General features: G+C 51.7%; 10 protein-coding genes and 1 pseudogene (1 of these 11 cut by a window edge). 6 read left to right on the forward strand and 5 right to left on the reverse strand.

The genetic code is table 11. From position 1 onward, the window contains the following. Positions 1–87: 87 nt before the first annotated feature. A complete protein-coding gene (locus ABC395_RS07850) occupies positions 88–288 on the forward strand; it encodes a YqzE family protein (protein WP_413002073.1) in 201 nt (66 codons plus the stop codon). A gap of 157 nt (positions 289–445) precedes the next feature. Here the strand turns inward: ABC395_RS07850 and ABC395_RS07855 are convergent, their stop codons facing one another. The 3 genes from ABC395_RS07855 to ABC395_RS07865 all read right to left on the reverse strand — a co-directional run bounded on the left by ABC395_RS07855 (position 446) and on the right by ABC395_RS07865 (position 4,470). Beyond that, positions 446–1,534, reverse strand: coding sequence for a hypothetical protein (locus ABC395_RS07855; protein ID WP_413002075.1), 1,089 nt, complete (start codon positions 1,532–1,534; stop codon positions 446–448). A gap of 115 nt (positions 1,535–1,649) precedes the next feature. Beyond that, positions 1,650–2,690 (reverse strand): YqhG family protein, encoded by a 1,041-nt coding sequence (locus ABC395_RS07860; RefSeq protein ID WP_413002077.1) that lies wholly within the window; start codon positions 2,688–2,690, stop codon positions 1,650–1,652. Beyond that, positions 2,671–4,470, reverse strand: coding sequence for a DEAD/DEAH box helicase (locus tag ABC395_RS07865; protein ID WP_413002078.1), 1,800 nt, complete (start codon positions 4,468–4,470; stop codon positions 2,671–2,673). The genes ABC395_RS07860 and ABC395_RS07865 overlap by 20 nt, the downstream gene beginning before the upstream one ends. Positions 4,471–4,809: 339 nt before the next feature. Here ABC395_RS07865 and ABC395_RS07870 point away from each other — a divergent pair, with 339 nt between their 5' ends. Next, positions 4,810–5,652, forward strand: coding sequence for a lipoate--protein ligase family protein (locus tag ABC395_RS07870; protein WP_413002079.1), 843 nt, complete (start codon positions 4,810–4,812; stop codon positions 5,650–5,652). A 33-nt stretch (positions 5,653–5,685) separates the two neighbouring features. Continuing rightward, a complete protein-coding gene (locus ABC395_RS07875; protein WP_413002081.1) occupies positions 5,686–6,504 on the forward strand; it encodes an AAC(3) family N-acetyltransferase in 819 nt (272 codons plus the stop codon). A 256-nt stretch (positions 6,505–6,760) separates the two neighbouring features. On the opposite strand, the gene dat is transcribed toward ABC395_RS07875, so the two are convergent. Continuing rightward, entirely contained in the window at positions 6,761–7,600 is an 840-nt protein-coding gene (dat, locus tag ABC395_RS07880) for a D-amino-acid transaminase (RefSeq protein ID WP_413002082.1), read from the reverse strand. A 539-nt stretch (positions 7,601–8,139) separates the two neighbouring features. Here dat and ABC395_RS07885 point away from each other — a divergent pair. Then, positions 8,140–10,764 (forward strand): adenosylcobalamin-dependent ribonucleoside-diphosphate reductase, encoded by a 2,625-nt coding sequence (locus ABC395_RS07885; RefSeq protein ID WP_413002084.1) that lies wholly within the window; start codon positions 8,140–8,142, stop codon positions 10,762–10,764. Positions 10,765–11,318: 554 nt separating this feature from the next. After that, positions 11,319–12,161 carry an aldo/keto reductase gene (locus ABC395_RS07890; RefSeq protein ID WP_413002085.1) on the forward strand — a complete coding sequence of 281 codons (843 nt, stop codon included), beginning with the start codon at positions 11,319–11,321 and terminating at the stop codon, positions 12,159–12,161. 147 nt (positions 12,162–12,308) lie between these two features. Here ABC395_RS07890 and ABC395_RS07895 read toward each other — a convergent pair whose 3' ends face one another. Beyond that, positions 12,309–14,198, reverse strand: coding sequence for a leucine-rich repeat domain-containing protein (locus ABC395_RS07895; RefSeq protein ID WP_413002087.1), 1,890 nt, complete (start codon positions 14,196–14,198; stop codon positions 12,309–12,311). Between the two features lie 313 nt (positions 14,199–14,511). Here ABC395_RS07895 and nagA point away from each other — a divergent pair. After that, positions 14,512–15,042: pseudogene (gene nagA / locus ABC395_RS07900) on the forward strand (N-acetylglucosamine-6-phosphate deacetylase) (its annotated part continues 383 nt past the right edge of the window); the annotation flags it as partial.

Consider the following 15,042-nt stretch of genomic DNA (forward strand, 5'->3'; position numbering starts at 1 on the left):
GTGCGCGTGGCGGGTTTTACGGAAAGGCAGCCGGGAAATACTAGACCTAAAGAATCGCATTCCTTACGCGGAAAAGGAGACCTGACAATGGCAAAAGGCGGAGAAGAACTTGTGAAATATATAACGGAGCAGGTGGTTCACTATATAGAAACTCCAAGACAAGTACGAAAGGAAGCGCGCGTCCGGCAAAAGGAAACCAGAGAAAGCTGGTCGGTCCACTGGTTCGGAATGATTCCCCTCTCTCTCTCCATGCTCGTGAAGGCCGTAAAACGCCGGAACAGAGACTGAATGTTCTGCATGCTTTACTTTGAAACAAAAAAGCGATGTGGAATTCGCCTGTGCCGCTGCCGGGAAATTGAGAATTCAGAGCATATATCAAAAAAAGAAGCTTCCTCAGGTTCCTCAAGGAAACGGTAAACCGTTCCGGGAACCCGGGGAAGCTTTTCTATGGGAAAGAGGAGGAGATACCGTCAGTCGGGTAAAACTTTCCCAGCGAAACCGCGGCGCCCAGAAGCACGTAACGCCTGCCTTCCTGCTCGAAGGCGATAAAAGCGGCACCGCCTGTCCAGCGCAGCGCGCCCGTTACGGAGAGCGGCAGCGTAAGTCTGCCGTCGAAGCATTCACAGACGAAGGTCAGTGACTTGCCGGCCGCAAGGTAAGGAATCAACTCTTCGTACGAACGGATAGGGAGCGCGTTACGGGTCAGCCAGCTGATCTCTTCGTAAGGATCGTGCGGCGGGACCTCAAGCGGCGTTCCGGGTATAAGTTCAAAGGCTGCGCCATGCAGCCTGAGCAAACTTGAAGCGCTGGCGGGCGAATAATTCCGGAAGGTCCGGATTTCGCCGGTTTTGGCATCGATGAGAATACGATTGTTCCCGGCAGGAACGGTCCAGACCGCATGGAAGGCATCCGTATAAAAACGCTGCAGCCTTGCTTCCGAAGTATCCAGCCAAGTTTTATAGGACATGGATGAAGGGATGATGGCATGCTGCACCAAGATGCGGTACAGCGTCCGGGTGCTGAACAGGGGATGTTCGCCCGTTCCGTATTCGATAAGCTGCAGGGTGCCGTTCTCGGCGGCTGAAACGATCAGATAGCCTGCTTCAAGTCCGTCGTCGTCCGTCAACAGGACGATCCAGCCGTGCGTGCCCGGTCCGAGAGGAGCGACTGTCCATCGGGCGCGGCTCCAGGATTCGAAGCCTTTTTGTGAGGCAAGACTGTCGATCCAGCGGACAATATGTTCGTTCAGCACCTTATCGGGGCTCTTGCTTGATGCGCCTGAAGCACTACCAGACCGCTGACCGGACGAAACGTCCGCCAGAACATCGGCAGGTCTGATTCCGGGAAGAACCGTGTACCTTTTGTCCAAATAGGCTTGTCCGGTTTCGGGCTCGGTTCGTGTTTCCAAGCTGTCAAAGACTTCTCCAGCTTCAGTTGCGAAGAGGGATTCACCCTGCGAGAAAGAAGGGGGCCCGGCAGATAGCCAGACAACAAGCGCCAGAAGCGCTGCCGTCCATAGAGCTTTGCGGTTCATTCGTTCACCTGCCTGCCGTTCATTCTATAAATCTAGTGTAAAGCAATCCTGATAAAAAGTTTGTTAAAACGTGTAGGCGGGCCCATAGGAACTTTTAGCGACTTTCGTCGCATCTTCACCTTTCCTCCGCCCTTAAATGAAATAATCCGCAATTGATGACGGAAACATGCACTCTCGGCCGGTACTGCCAGTCTACCTCCGCCTGCCGGGCCGCATAGCGGGTTTCCAGCTCTTCCCGGGCTTCCGGCTCGGCTGCCGCAAGCATGCCTTCGTAATACAAGCGGACGAGCTGATGCTCTTCGGCCAGCACCTGATTGGCGCGGTCCGCCCAGCGGTGGTCGGTGCGGCGGATTTTCTGCTCCAGGTAATCTTCCAGGATCGAGGCGGCTCTCGACAGGGTCAAGTTATCGCCGAGCAGATGAATATTGGCGGGCAGTTTCGGCGCGAGCTTCTTTGTCAGCATGGAAGGATGAAACTCCTCGCGTATTTCTCCCGTCGTCATTTGAATGGCCAAGGAGTGGACCTCGCTGCGCTTCATATCGCAGGCATACTCCACCTTGTAGTTTACATTCATCCAGGTGCAGTAGGTGAGAGGAGCGGAGCGGGCCGGCACCGGGCTGCCGGGTGCCGGCGGCGGAGCCTCGAACAACCGGGTGAACCGCCCGTTGTTCAAGGCGGTCGCGAAGAGCTGCTGCAGGCGGCGGCTGCCGAACGTAACCTCGTCGCGGGGGACCCGGCCGATGGGCGGAGCGGGGGCCGTGCCGAAGTACCGCCCGAGGATGCTGTCCGCGGAGCGGATCGCTTCGGGCGGGCTTCCCCCGCTGGCGGCCGGACCGGCACCGGCGGAAGCCCCCGGACCGGCTCCCGGCACGGGAGAGGCCCCCGGCTGCCCGTTCCGGGGACCGGCCGGTACGGGACGGGACGCCGCCGCGGCTGCCGCATCCCCTTCCGGATCGAACACGAAACGGTAAGTCATCGTTTCGGGTTCGACTCCGGTGCGCTCGACGAAGCTCCAATAGTAGGAGCGGCCGGTAAGTTCTTTATCCGCTTCCGGAGAGAGGTTCACGATGACGGCGTGCTTCGTTTTTTCGATAATGCGGCAGTTGTACGCTTCCAGAAACCGCATGACAAAGCGTTCAACCTGGGCGGTATTCATGGTTCACCCCGACATTCTGCCCGATGGCGCTGAGTATGGAACCGATTTTGGCTTTCCTTTCGTTTTCGGGCTCCAGCTCCTCACGGATGCCGGACAGCGAATCGCCAAGCCGGTCGATCTGCCGGCGCATGTCTTCATCGGAACGCGACTCCATCATCATTTTGAAGAGCGAGCTTTCCAGCGAGGTCGATTTTTTCTCCAGCCGCTCCAGAATCGAATCGAGTTCGCCGATGACCAGCTCGAACATATTGATTTTTTCGTGCAGCAGGTTCAGAATATGCTCTTCGATCGTATTACGGGTAGAAAGGTTGTAAATTCTTACGTCGTCCGTCTGACCCAGCCGGTGTACCCGTCCGATCCGCTGTTCTACACGCATGGGATTCCAGGGCAGATCAAAGTTGATCATATGATGGCAGAACTGAAGGTTGATTCCTTCGCCGCCCGCTTCTGTAGCGACCAGCACCTGTACCCGGGTGCGGAACAGGTCCATCATCCAGTCTTTTTTGCCCCGGTTCATTCCCCCGCGGTAAGGGACGGCCGTGATTTTATTTTCTCTTAAATAATTCAGCAAGTACTCCTGGGACGCCCGGTATTCGGTAAAAATGATCACTTTGTCATTGATTTCCCGGATCAGATTCAGAACGGTTTCGGCTTTCGTGTTCGCCTGAATGCTGCGGATGCGTTCGACCAGCTCCCATATTTTGGCCCGGACCGGAGAGTTTTCTTCCGTTTTTTTGAACATGTTGACCAGGGTGATAAAAACCGCGTCACGGGAACTGCACACTTCCCTTTGAAGGGTAACAAGCGCAAGCGTATTGCTCGTCTGGCCCTGATTTTGTTCATACTGGCTCCGGATAAAATCCGTGACGCCGTCGTAAAGCGCCTGCTCCTCGGGAGAAAGCGTAAGCGTAATATTTTTCACGATCCGTTTTTTAAACTCGACATTTCCGTCCCCGCGCCTGTTGCGGATCATAATTTTGGATAGCTCCTGCTGGAGAACGCCTTCGTTTTTCGGCATCCTTTTGGCCATAACAAAGTTAGCCTGAAAATTCGTATGAGCCCCGAGTTGACCGGGTTTCAGCAGATTAATCAGATTGTACAGTTCTTTAAGATCGTTCTGTACGGGCGTGGCGGTCAGCAGGAGGCAGTATTTTTTCCGGAGCTCTCCGACGAACTGGTAGTTGGTCGTCTTTTTGTTTTTCAGCTTATGGGCTTCGTCCACGATAAGCATGTCGTAATCCAGACCGAGTACGATTTCCCGGTGCGGATCACGCTTGGCGGTGTCCATGGAGGCGACAATCACGTCGCACGTCTGCCACATATACGATTTTTTCTGGGCGGCCGCCGCGATCCCGAATTTCTGATTGAGCTCACGGACCCATTGCAGGACAAGCGAGGCGGGAACCAGAATGAGCGCTTTGCGGACAAGACCGCGGATCATGTATTCTTTTAAAATGAGTCCGGCTTCGATCGTTTTGCCCAGTCCGACTTCGTCGGCCAGAATGGCCCGTCCGCGCATGTCGTACAGCACTTTCTTGGCCGTTTCGATCTGGTGGGTCATGGGTTCGATCCCGTTTACATGTTTCAGGCACAGGAGCTCGTCGAAGGAGTGGATCAGGTTGGATTTTTCCGCCTCGTAAGCGAGCTGGTACAAGGTCCAGTTATCCCAGGGGCCGTTGCGGACGACACGCGACTCCCAGTCCAGAAACCATTCCCGATCCGTGTGCATGCTCAGCCCTTCATGAATAGGGCGGATGTGCTCCGTTGTCTGGTTGTTCATCTAGGCTCTGCCTCCTTCTCGAAAATGGGCCTTATCCGGGGCGCTTGATTTCGTCCCCTGTGCCCCTCGTTATCTTGCCGCTTAAAAATGATAGCGGTCCGGCACGGCCGGCCTGCAACTTTGTAACTAGTATGATCCAAAGAAGGAGGTTTCATAACGGGTTCGTATTTCCGGGACTCCCGCGGTTTACCGGGGCATTTATAACTTCAGCGGAAGCTCTATCGAATGTAATCGGGAGAACTCCTGTGCTATGATAAAGGAATGATGGGGCATTCATAAACAACGCGTACGGGAGGGGTTCTCCACGCCCGGCGTTTTTGATAAGAAGGGAAGAGGAACATGACAACATGGCGGTATATGCATACGGGCAACCGGACGGCGGCTGAAAATATGGCGATTGACGAGGCGATTCTCATCGCCCACAGCGAAGGCAGGGTCCCGCCTACGGTCCGTTTTTACGGCTGGGGGCCGGCAGCGCTCTCCATCGGTTATTTTCAGAAAGCGCGGAAGGAGATCGATCTGGACAAAGTCGCCGGCGAAGGTCTCGGATTCGTACGCCGTCCGACGGGCGGACGGGCGGTACTTCACGACGCCGAACTTACTTACAGCATCATCGTTTCGGAGCGCTATCCGGGAATTCCGACGAGCGTAACGGAAGCATACCGTGTTCTCAGCGAAGGACTGCTGCTCGGATTCCGCAAGCTGGGGCTGGCGGCCGAGATGGTCAATCTGGCAACCGAAGAAGAGAAGCGCAAATACGAGTCGCTGGGTTCGGCGGCCTGCTTCGATTCACCTTCGTGGTACGAGCTTGTGGTGGAAGGCCGCAAAGTCGCGGGAAGCGCGCAAGTGCGGCAGAAGAATGTCGTGCTTCAGCATGGCTCCATTTTGCTGGAACTGGACGTCGAGCAGTTGTTCGGCCTGCTGCTTTTCTCCAACGAGCGGATTGCGGAGCGGATGAAGCAGAGCTTTGTGCAGAAGGCGGTAGCGATCAACGATCTGCTCCGGACTGCGGGGCTTGCCCCGGTAACGCTGGGAGACGTGGAGACCGCATTCCGCGCCGGCGTGGCCGAAGGCATGGGCATTGAGCTTGAAGACGGAGAGCTGACTCCGTACGAGCTGGAGCTTGCGCAAGAGCTTGCGCGCGATAAATACAGCACCGGCGAATGGAATCTGAAGCGGTAGCGGCGGTAATTTTTGTAATGAGGTGAGTGTGCGATGTCGATCAAGACGATTATAAAACGGACGGGGAAGCGTCCGCATACGGCGGAAAGCCTCGCGGAGGATTTGCGAAAACTCGGTGTGAAGGAGGGGATGACCCTCCTGGTGCATTCCTCCCTAAGCTCACTCGGCTGGGTATGCGGGGGCACGCAGGCGGTCATAACCGCTCTACGTGACGCACTGGGCAAGGAGGGTACGCTGATGATGCCCACGCACAGCGGTGATTTGTCGGAGCCTTCGGCTTGGAGCAATCCGCCCGTGCCGGAGGAATGGTGGGAGGTCATCCGCAGCTCGATGCCGGCCTACAAAGCGGAAGAGACCCGCACGTATTTTATGGGAGCCGTGCCGGAAGCGTTCAGAACGTACCCGGGTGTTCTCCGCAGCAATCATCCCCAGGTTTCGTTTGCGGCGGCCGGACCGCAGGCGCAGAAGCTGACCGGGGGCCATTCCCTGGCTTACGGGCTCGGTGAGGGTTCCCCGCTTGCCCGGCTGTACGAGCTGGATGGTCATGTGCTGCTGCTGGGAGTCGGCCACGACTCCAACACGTCCATCCATCTGGCGGAATACCGGGCGGCGTATGCTTCCAAAAAGGAAATCAAGAACGGGGCTCCCGTTCTTGATGGAGAAGGCGTCCGCCGATGGGTGGAATTTCCGGATGTCGGAATCGACTCGGACGATTTTGAGCGGGCGGGCGCGGATTTCGAAGTCGGGCACTCGCCGGTCATCCGCGGTAGAGTGGGCTCGGCCGAAGCGGCCTTGATGCCGCAGCGTCCGCTTGTCGATTATGCGGTCGCATGGCTGAGCCTTAATCGGTAGCGACAAGTGCCGCCGCCCGCTTAACGCGGAGCGACGCCGCGCTTTCGCGCTGCACGGTTACCCGGCGGGAATCGGCATTCGCGCGCCAAGGGCAGTCCCGGCAACAAGGCGGGCAGGCCGGATGCGCATCAAAGGCGCCGACCGAACCGGCGGTCTTAGCGCTGCTGCGCCGGACTCCGCTTCCCGCCAGCCGTTCAAAAAAGCCTCCAAACCCACTAGAGAGTGCGGTTTGGAGGCTTTTGGCGTCCGGGTGGTATCAGCGGCTTCCGGCGGGAATCGTCGCTTCGAAGGCCTGCTGGAGCCGTCTGGTAACGGGGCCGGGCCTGCCGTCTCCGATGGGAGAGCCGTCCAGCAGAACGACCGGCATGACTTCGGAGCCCGTGCTCGTGATGAAGACTTCCTCGGCCGCTGCGAGTTCCTCGGCCGTGAAAGCTTCCTCGCGCACGGCAATGCCCAGCTCCTCGGCGAGCCGGAGAACGAGCGTGCGGGTGACGCCCCGCAGGATATGATGATCGGCGGGATGTGTTTTCACGGCACCGTCTTTAACGATCATCACGTTGGACGCGCTGGCTTCGGTGATGATGCCGCCGCGGTTGAAAATCACTTCTCCCGCTCCGCTGTCAAGAGCCTCCTGCTTCAGCAGCACGTTAGGGAGCAGGTTCAGTGATTTGATGTCGCAGCGGTGCCAGCGGATGTCTTCCCTGACGATGGCGGAGATCCCGCTTTCGAGATCTTTCAGCGGACGGTAAAACGGGGAGCACCAGCCCGTCACGACCGGTTCGGCCGCGCCCGGAAACGGGTGAGAACGGGGTGCCGGGCCGCGTGTGATCTGCACATAAGCGACTCCTTCGGGAATTCCGGCAGCCTTCACAAGCCGGTCCAGAAGCTTCTCCAGCTCTTCAAGCGGATATGGAAGTCCGATCCGGACTTCCGACATGCTGCGGCTGAAACGTTCCATATGCCCCTGAACTTCAAAAAGCCGTCCCTCGTAAATACGGAATACTTCGTAGACTCCATCCCCGAAGTAATAACCCCGGTCCAGGGGAGAAATCCGGACTTCTTCGTCCGGTACAAGCTGATTTCCGAAAAGCATCATCGGGTATGATCTCCTTTAAGTCATCTTTCTAACGCCAGAATATGCGTAGAGCGCTGTTGTGGCCGGGTCGTGCGCCTGTTGGTTGAGCTTATGTACGGATAATACGAAAAATTACCCAACTGGCGAACGTCCGTTTCTTTTTTCGGCGGATCTGTTTATAGTATATAGGGGAAAGAATACCTTACACAATAACAAGCCGTTGGTCTGTATGCACGGAAACCGGCAGGAACACATTTTCATAAGGGTTGTCGGTTAAGCGCTGGGACTCGTACTTTTTTCGCTTCAAATTGTCGAAAAATGTCGTTTTTTATAAAACTACCGCGAACGAAATAAAGAGCAAGGCGAAGAAAAAGCGAGAAAACAAGCTCATGGATTTTATTATCCCGTTGAATTCATTCGTAGTTTATTCGTAACACAATATCTAGTGTTGTATAATCTTTTAAGGACACTATATATAGTGCTTACGTACATACCGCGAATTACGCGCAGTGGTGCGGGTTCCCGGTGCAGGTACATTGATTTGGGAGGGTGTTGCCGTTTTGAAGACGATGCAGCGGAAAAGTTTGGAAGGTTTGAGCGAGAAAATCTTTTTGGATCGTTACGCGTTAAAAGATGCGGACACGAACAATACGAAAGTCGGAGACGTGGTGCTTGTCCTGACCAAGGACGACCCGAAATTTCCGGCCAAGGAAGTCGGGGAAATCACGGCACGCGATGGACGTAATGTGACCGTTAAGCTGCGCAGCGGTGAAACGATCGAGTCGAACATCGACAGATTAACTCTTAATATAGAAAAAACGCCGGATGAGCTGTGGGACCGCCTGGCCAAGGCGATGGCTTCCGTAGAAGCGACACCGGAAAAACAGAAGGAATGGACGGAAAAATTCCGTTACATCCTGGACGATTGGAAGCTTGTTCCCGGCGGCCGTATCGCGGCAGGCGCGGATGCCAGCGACGAGTTGACGCTGTTCAACTGCTATGTCATTCCGTCTCCGCATGACAGCCGCGGCGGCATTATGGCGACTTTGTCCGAGATGACGGAAATTATGTCCCGCGGCGGCGGCGTCGGTATTAACCTGTCGTCTCTTCGTCCGCGTCGCGCGATCGTCAAAGGCGTGAATGGTTCTTCCAGCGGCTCCGTATCATGGGGAGGCCTTTTCAGCTATACGACCGGTCTGATCGAGCAGGGCGGCAGCCGCCGCGGTGCCCTGATGCTTATGATCAACGACTGGCATCCGGATCTGCTTGATTTTATCACCGTTAAATCGACGATGGGCCAGATTACGAACGCCAATCTTTCCGTTTGCGTTAGCAACGGTTTCATGAAAGCCGTAAAAGAGGACCTGGATTGGGATCTCGTGTTCCCGGATACGACAGATCCGGAATACGATGAAGTTTGGAACGGCGATCTCAATGAGTGGAAAAAACTCGGAAAAGCCGTAAAAGTGTACCGTACCGTAAAAGCCCGCGAAGTCTGGCACACGATCATCGAATCCGCATGGCGTTCCGCGGAGCCGGGCGTCGTGTTTATGGAGTACTACAATCAGATGTCCAACAGCTGGTACTTCAACCCGATCATTTGTACCAATCCTTGCGGAGAGCAGGGGCTTCCGGCCTGGGGCGTATGCAACTTGTCCGCCGTTAACCTGTCCAAGTTTTACGACGAGGAGAATGACGATGTCGCTTGGGACGAGCTGGGCAAAACCGTCCGTTATTCCACCCGTTTTCTGGACAACGTCATCGACAAGACGCCTTACCACTTCGAGGAAAACCGTGAGAACCAGCAGGGCGAACGCCGTGTCGGGCTCGGAACGATGGGCTTGGCCGAGCTGATGATCAAGCTGCGCATCCGTTACGGCAGCCCGGAATCTCTCGAGTTCCTGGATAAAATCTACGGCTTTATGGCACGCGAAGCATACCTGGCTTCCTCTGAAATTGCGGGGGAGAAGGGCTCTTTCAAACACTTCGACACCGAGAAATTCCTGCAGAGCGGTTTTATGAAGAACATGCATGAGGTTTATCCGGAAGTGACGGAATCCGTCCGCAAAAACGGCATGCGCAACGTGACCGTTATTACGCAGGCGCCGACGGGAAGCACGGGAACGATGGTGGGAACATCCACCGGTATCGAGCCTTATTTTGCCTTCGAATATTTCCGCCAAAGCCGCCTCGGCTACGATAAGCAGTTCGTGCCGATTGCGCAGGAATGGAAGGACGCCAACAAGGATCAGGACTTGCCCGATTATTTCGTGACCTCCATGACGTTGTCCGCCGAGGATCATATCCGCGTTCAAGCCGCTATCCAGCGCTGGGTAGACAGCTCCATCTCCAAGACGGCGAACTGTCCGGCCGATTTCACGGTTGAAGAAACCGAGCGGCTGTACGAGCTTGCGTTCGATCTGGGGTGCAAGGGCGTGACCATCTACCGCGACGGCAGCCGTGACGTACAGGTACTCAGCACGGGAGCGGACAAGGATAAGAAGGACCAGACGAAGGCCGAAGCGGCCGTTCCTGCTCCTGAAGTGCCGATCGAGACTCCTCCGGCCGTGGCAATTGCCCAGGAACCGTCAGTCGTTCAGACCGATGCTCTTTCCGGCAACGTCTTCGATAAAGAATATAAACGCCGTCCGCAAATTTTGCGCGGCGCGACCTATAAAATCAACACGCCGTTCGGTATGGCGTATATTACGATCAACGACATGAACGGCTCGCCGAGCGAAATTTTCTTGAACGTGGGAAAAGCGGGCTCCGACGTCTTCGCCATGGCGGAAGCGCTCGGCCGCGTCTGTTCCTTGTTCCTGCGCTACGGCGACCACGGGAACAAAGTGAACCTGCTGATCAAGCATCTCAAAGGCATCGGCGGTTCGGGTGCCATCGGCTTCGGCGCCAACCGCGTCGAGTCCATCGCCGATGCGGTCGCCAAAGCGCTGGAAATGCATGAGGAAGCGATGGCCGGCGAAACGGGAGCGGAGGCTTACGTGACGGCCACGAAAGAAGTCATGCATGAAGAGCCTGCTGCTCTTAGTCATGCTGCGCCTTCCGCGGGTGCCGCGCCCGCCGGGCTGACGTCGCTTGACCTGTGCCCGTCCTGCGGTTCCGCCTCGCTCGTGAACAGCGAAGGCTGCAAAAACTGCACGAACTGTGGATACAGCCGCTGCTCGTAAAAATCATACTTGTAGGCGGGGCTGCTTTATTATTGCATTTTGCCCCCGCTACTCTCTCGGGAATACTTGAAGCCTCGGCTCAAGTATTCCTTTTTTATCGTCCAAACGCGTACTATTATTGGCAGACTCTACTTTTCCTGGTTTAATATCTCGAATTTTAGTCCCAAAATTCGATGATCATATGATCACATCTCTTACAATCACTGATTTCATGGGAGGGGAATGCGGCAATACGTATTCTCCTCGTTCATGCAATATCAAACGCAGTCTCGCAGAAGCAATGTCTATAGACCAAGGTACATATTTACCGGCAAATTGAACAATATATAGCTGCAGACCCGGTACGTGCATGAAGGCGAGAGTTGGATTTTTTATTGGAACATTTCCCTCCAAATGGAATTGCCGGAAATTGAATAGGAAAGGGAACTTTTAAGTACCTATAGCACAAAAAAGTACGTACTTTTCTTTTGGGCTAGCCTGTAACATAATAGGTTTTGCCGGCAAGGAGAGACAAAATTTTAATAGATAAATAACTCGGTTTAGGAGGGATTTTAATGATAAAGAATTTACAAGATACAGTGACTCTGCACAATGGTGTAAACATGCCGGGATTCGGCCTTGGAGTATTTAAAGTAGAAGAAGGTCCGGAGCTCGTAAATGCTGTCAAAACAGCTATCAAGCATGGTTACCGGAGTATCGATACGGCAGCGATTTATGGAAATGAAGAAGGAGTAGGTCAAGGTATCCGTGAAGGATTACAAGAAGCAGGTATCTCAAGAGAAGAGGTATTTGTCACGTCAAAAGTATGGAATGCTGATCTCGGATATGATTCGACAATTGCGGCTTACGAAACAAGCCTAAAAAAACTCGGGTTGGAGTATTTGGATCTGTATCTAATTCATTGGCCAGTGGAAGGTAAATACAAAGAAGCATGGCGTGCGTTAGAAACCCTTTATAAAGAAGGCCGGGTAAAAGCGATCGGGGTAAGTAATTTCCAAATTCACCATCTTGAGAACTTGTTGAAAGACGCAGAAATTAAACCGGTTATCAACCAGGTGGAATGTCATCCGCGTTTAACCCAAAAAGAGCTTGGGACGTTTTGTGAAAAACATGGCATTCAATTGGAAGCTTGGTCTCCGTTAATGCAAGGCGAACTCTTAGACAATGAAGTTTTGACTACCCTTGCTGCCAAATACAATAAATCCGTAGCCCAAGTGATTTTACGCTGGGATGTACAGAACGGTATTATTACGATTCCAAAATCAACCAAAGAGCATCGTATTGTAGAAAATGCCGCCATCTTTGATTTTGAACTGAGCACGGAAGATATGAAACTTATTGATGAATTGAATCAAAATCACCGTGTAGGTCCAGACCCGGACAATTTTGATTTTTAATAAAGAAAAACTTGTTAAAAATGTAGGATCAAGACTCGTTAAAGGAAAATGAAAAAAGCCAAGCTGGCGTCGATACTTCATCGGCGTCAGCTTGTTTTAGTTTACCTATGGACGAGGATGTTTAAAAATTTTTGTTTCTTAACCAGCCTATTGTCTGATATGGACTGTTTTTGTATTGGAGTTCCATTGTACTTGTGCTCCCAATGTTTCGCTTACCATTCTTACAGGAACCAAAGTAGATCCGTTCACTATCTGTATGGGAGATTCCAAGAGCGTGCCTTTTCCGTTTACTATAGCTTTATTCGATCCGATTTGTAATTTTAAAGAGATATCCAATTTTTGAGCCGTCACGGTTTGCGTGTTACTGTCCCAAGTAACATCAGCGCCTAACGCTTCAAAGATTTTTCTCATGGGGACATAAACAGAGCCGGATATATTCTGCGGAGCTTCCTCTTGTGTATAGTCTTGAGCTTCGTCATTGATTTTTACAAAAATTCGTTCACCGTAGGAAACCGCCGCTCCTCGTAAAGCTCTATCTTCGAGTTTACTTATGGATCCTTTATTTAACGGATTGTTGGCCAAATAAATTTCCCACAGATCGGTTTGGTTATCCAGTGAACGTATATCTTGGATTTGATTATTGTTCAATGAGATCTTTCTCGGAGTTATTTGAGATAGTGCGGATATATCCGAAAGAGCATTGCCATCCAAATACAAGACATCTAACATTTTCAGCGATTTAATCGGACTAAGATCGGTAAGTTGGTTATTGCTTAAATCAAGTTGATAGATCTCATTTTGAGCCTCTAGTCCACGCAGATCACTAATAAAATTTCCGTCCAGAGAGAGCAGAGCGAGCGGAGGCAAGCTTTTCAGAAATTGAAGCGAAGCAATTCCGTTTGACCCTAAATATAGAGAACGTAATTCAGGTAAGCTGCTCAAAGATTCCGGATCGGTAATGGAATTGCCGTTAAGCGATAACAACGACAATTTTGGTAATTGAACAATAGGTATAATGTTTGAAATCCGATTTTGGTTAATTCTTAATAACTCGAGATTATTCGCTTGAGACAAAGGAGAAACATCCGAAATCTGATTATTCGAAAGATCAAGATCCTGTAAGTCAGTAAGCTTTTGAAGGCTTCTTATATCGGTTATTTGATTGTTTTCAAGCTGGAGCCATTTCAGATCGGGATGGTTTTCGAGAAAGTTTAGATCGGAAATATGAAGAGAACCGATACTTAACAAATTAAGCTTAGGAAAATGTTTAAGGATACTCAAATCTTCAACCGGATTTCCAGTCAATTCAAGGCCGGTCAGATGAGTTAGATTTTTTAATGGACTCAAATCTTTAACCCGATTGTATTTAAGGCCTATGAAATCAAGATTAGACAGATTACGTAAAGGCGAAATATCTGAGATTTTATTTTCTTGCAAATTAGTAGAAAGTAATTTTTTGAAATTACGCATGGAGGATATATCCTGAATTTGATTCTTGTAGGCGTCAAAAGCGGATAAGTTTTCAAGATTCTCTAATGGATCAATATTTTGCAGCTGATTTTCAGATAAGTTAAGTACTTTCAGTTCCTTTAAATTTCTAAGAGGGCTTACGTCTGTAATATGGTTCTGACTGATATCCAGATTAACTAAAGAGGGAAGATTGCGGAGAGCGTGAATGTCACTGATTTGATTTTGCCTCAAGTTAATCTTCTCCAGCTTTGTTAATCCGCTTAAAGCATAGATGTTTTCGATTTTATTTTGCATTAGTTTAACTTCCACCAAATTTTTGGCGTATTCTAAGCCTTTTAGCGTCTTAATACCCTGCCAATCAGCGGGCCCTATCGTTTTCAGGCTTTCCATGTCCCTTACCGTTATCGGACCTTCATTTTTATGAAGTTCTTTTCTGATCACGTTTTCAAGTGCGAAATCCTCGATTTCTACTTCAGGGGATTCAGCAGCAAAGATTTTTATCGGGAAAATTAAAACCGACAAAAGCACCATACTTAACAACCAAGAGACAAAACCGGCTCTTTTCAAATAATTCCCTCCCATAGATAACCTCAAGTTTCATTTTTCTTAATGATTTCAACCAAAACAACCAGATCTCTCGGTAATCTAGTTTCTATTGGTATTCGGTTATCTCCTTCTGTCAGAATTAAATAATATTTAAGAACTGCCTTAAATCATGAGCCCATCTATGCTTTCTTCGTTCGATCGCAACAGCGATAAGATAATACATAAAGAAAGCCGGTTGGGAGAATCCTTCCCCTACCCATTATTGTTTTCCCGTTCATACTTTTAATTATCACTATGTAGTTCTAAAGTCTAACAACTTGGTAAATCAAGAAATGTTTCCAGAACATTCGCGGCAACGGGCTGTACCTCCTTTTTAGTGACTTCGGTCACGTCGACCCTGGAAGACTGTTCCGGATGATTTCGCGTGTAAAACAAGTCATCGGAAGGGAAGCGGGAGCAAAGATCGCCGGCATCCATCTGGAAGGGCCTTATCTCAATCCCAAGAGAAAAGGAATGCAGAACGAGAAATTTTTGCGGCATCCTAATGTCGAAGAAATGAAATCCATTTTCCGTGAGGCGGAGGGCCTGATTAAAATGGTGACGATCGCACCGGAGCTTCCGGGCGGGATGGAACTCCTCCAGTTTTTAAAAGAGCAGGAGGTTGTCGTCGCCATCGCCCATTCGGATGCGACATATGAGGAGGCCAAGGCGGCTTTTTCGGCGGGGGCTAGCCACGTGACTCACTGCTTCAACGGCATGCGGCCCATTCATTACCGTGACCCGGGGCTTGTCGTGGCCGCTTTTGAAGAAGGGCATGTCAGCCTGCAGGCCATCCGTTGACGGGGTTCATTTGCATCCGGTCATC

Source organism: Paenibacillus canaveralius (assembly GCF_047238265.1).
In the GTDB taxonomy this organism is placed as follows: domain Bacteria; phylum Bacillota; class Bacilli; order Paenibacillales; family NBRC-103111; genus Paenibacillus_F.

Excerpts from the sequence above, each read along its gene's own strand:
- ABC395_RS07860 (WP_413002077.1), bottom strand. The coding sequence starts at position 2,690 with ATGAATACCGCCCAGGTTGAACGCTTTGTCATGCGGTTTCTGGAAGCG.
- dat (WP_413002082.1), bottom strand. The coding sequence starts at position 7,600 with ATGATGCTTTTCGGAAATCAGCTTGTACCGGACGAAGAAGTCCGGATT.
- ABC395_RS07875 (WP_413002081.1), top strand. The coding sequence starts at position 5,686 with ATGTCGATCAAGACGATTATAAAACGGACGGGGAAGCGTCCGCATACG.
- ABC395_RS07865 (WP_413002078.1), bottom strand. The coding sequence starts at position 4,470 with ATGAACAACCAGACAACGGAGCACATCCGCCCTATTCATGAAGGGCTG.
- ABC395_RS07890 (WP_413002085.1), top strand. The coding sequence starts at position 11,319 with ATGATAAAGAATTTACAAGATACAGTGACTCTGCACAATGGTGTAAAC.
- ABC395_RS07850 (WP_413002073.1), top strand. The coding sequence starts at position 88 with ATGGCAAAAGGCGGAGAAGAACTTGTGAAATATATAACGGAGCAGGTG.
- ABC395_RS07870 (WP_413002079.1), top strand. The coding sequence starts at position 4,810 with ATGACAACATGGCGGTATATGCATACGGGCAACCGGACGGCGGCTGAA.
- ABC395_RS07855 (WP_413002075.1), bottom strand. The coding sequence starts at position 1,534 with ATGAACCGCAAAGCTCTATGGACGGCAGCGCTTCTGGCGCTTGTTGTC.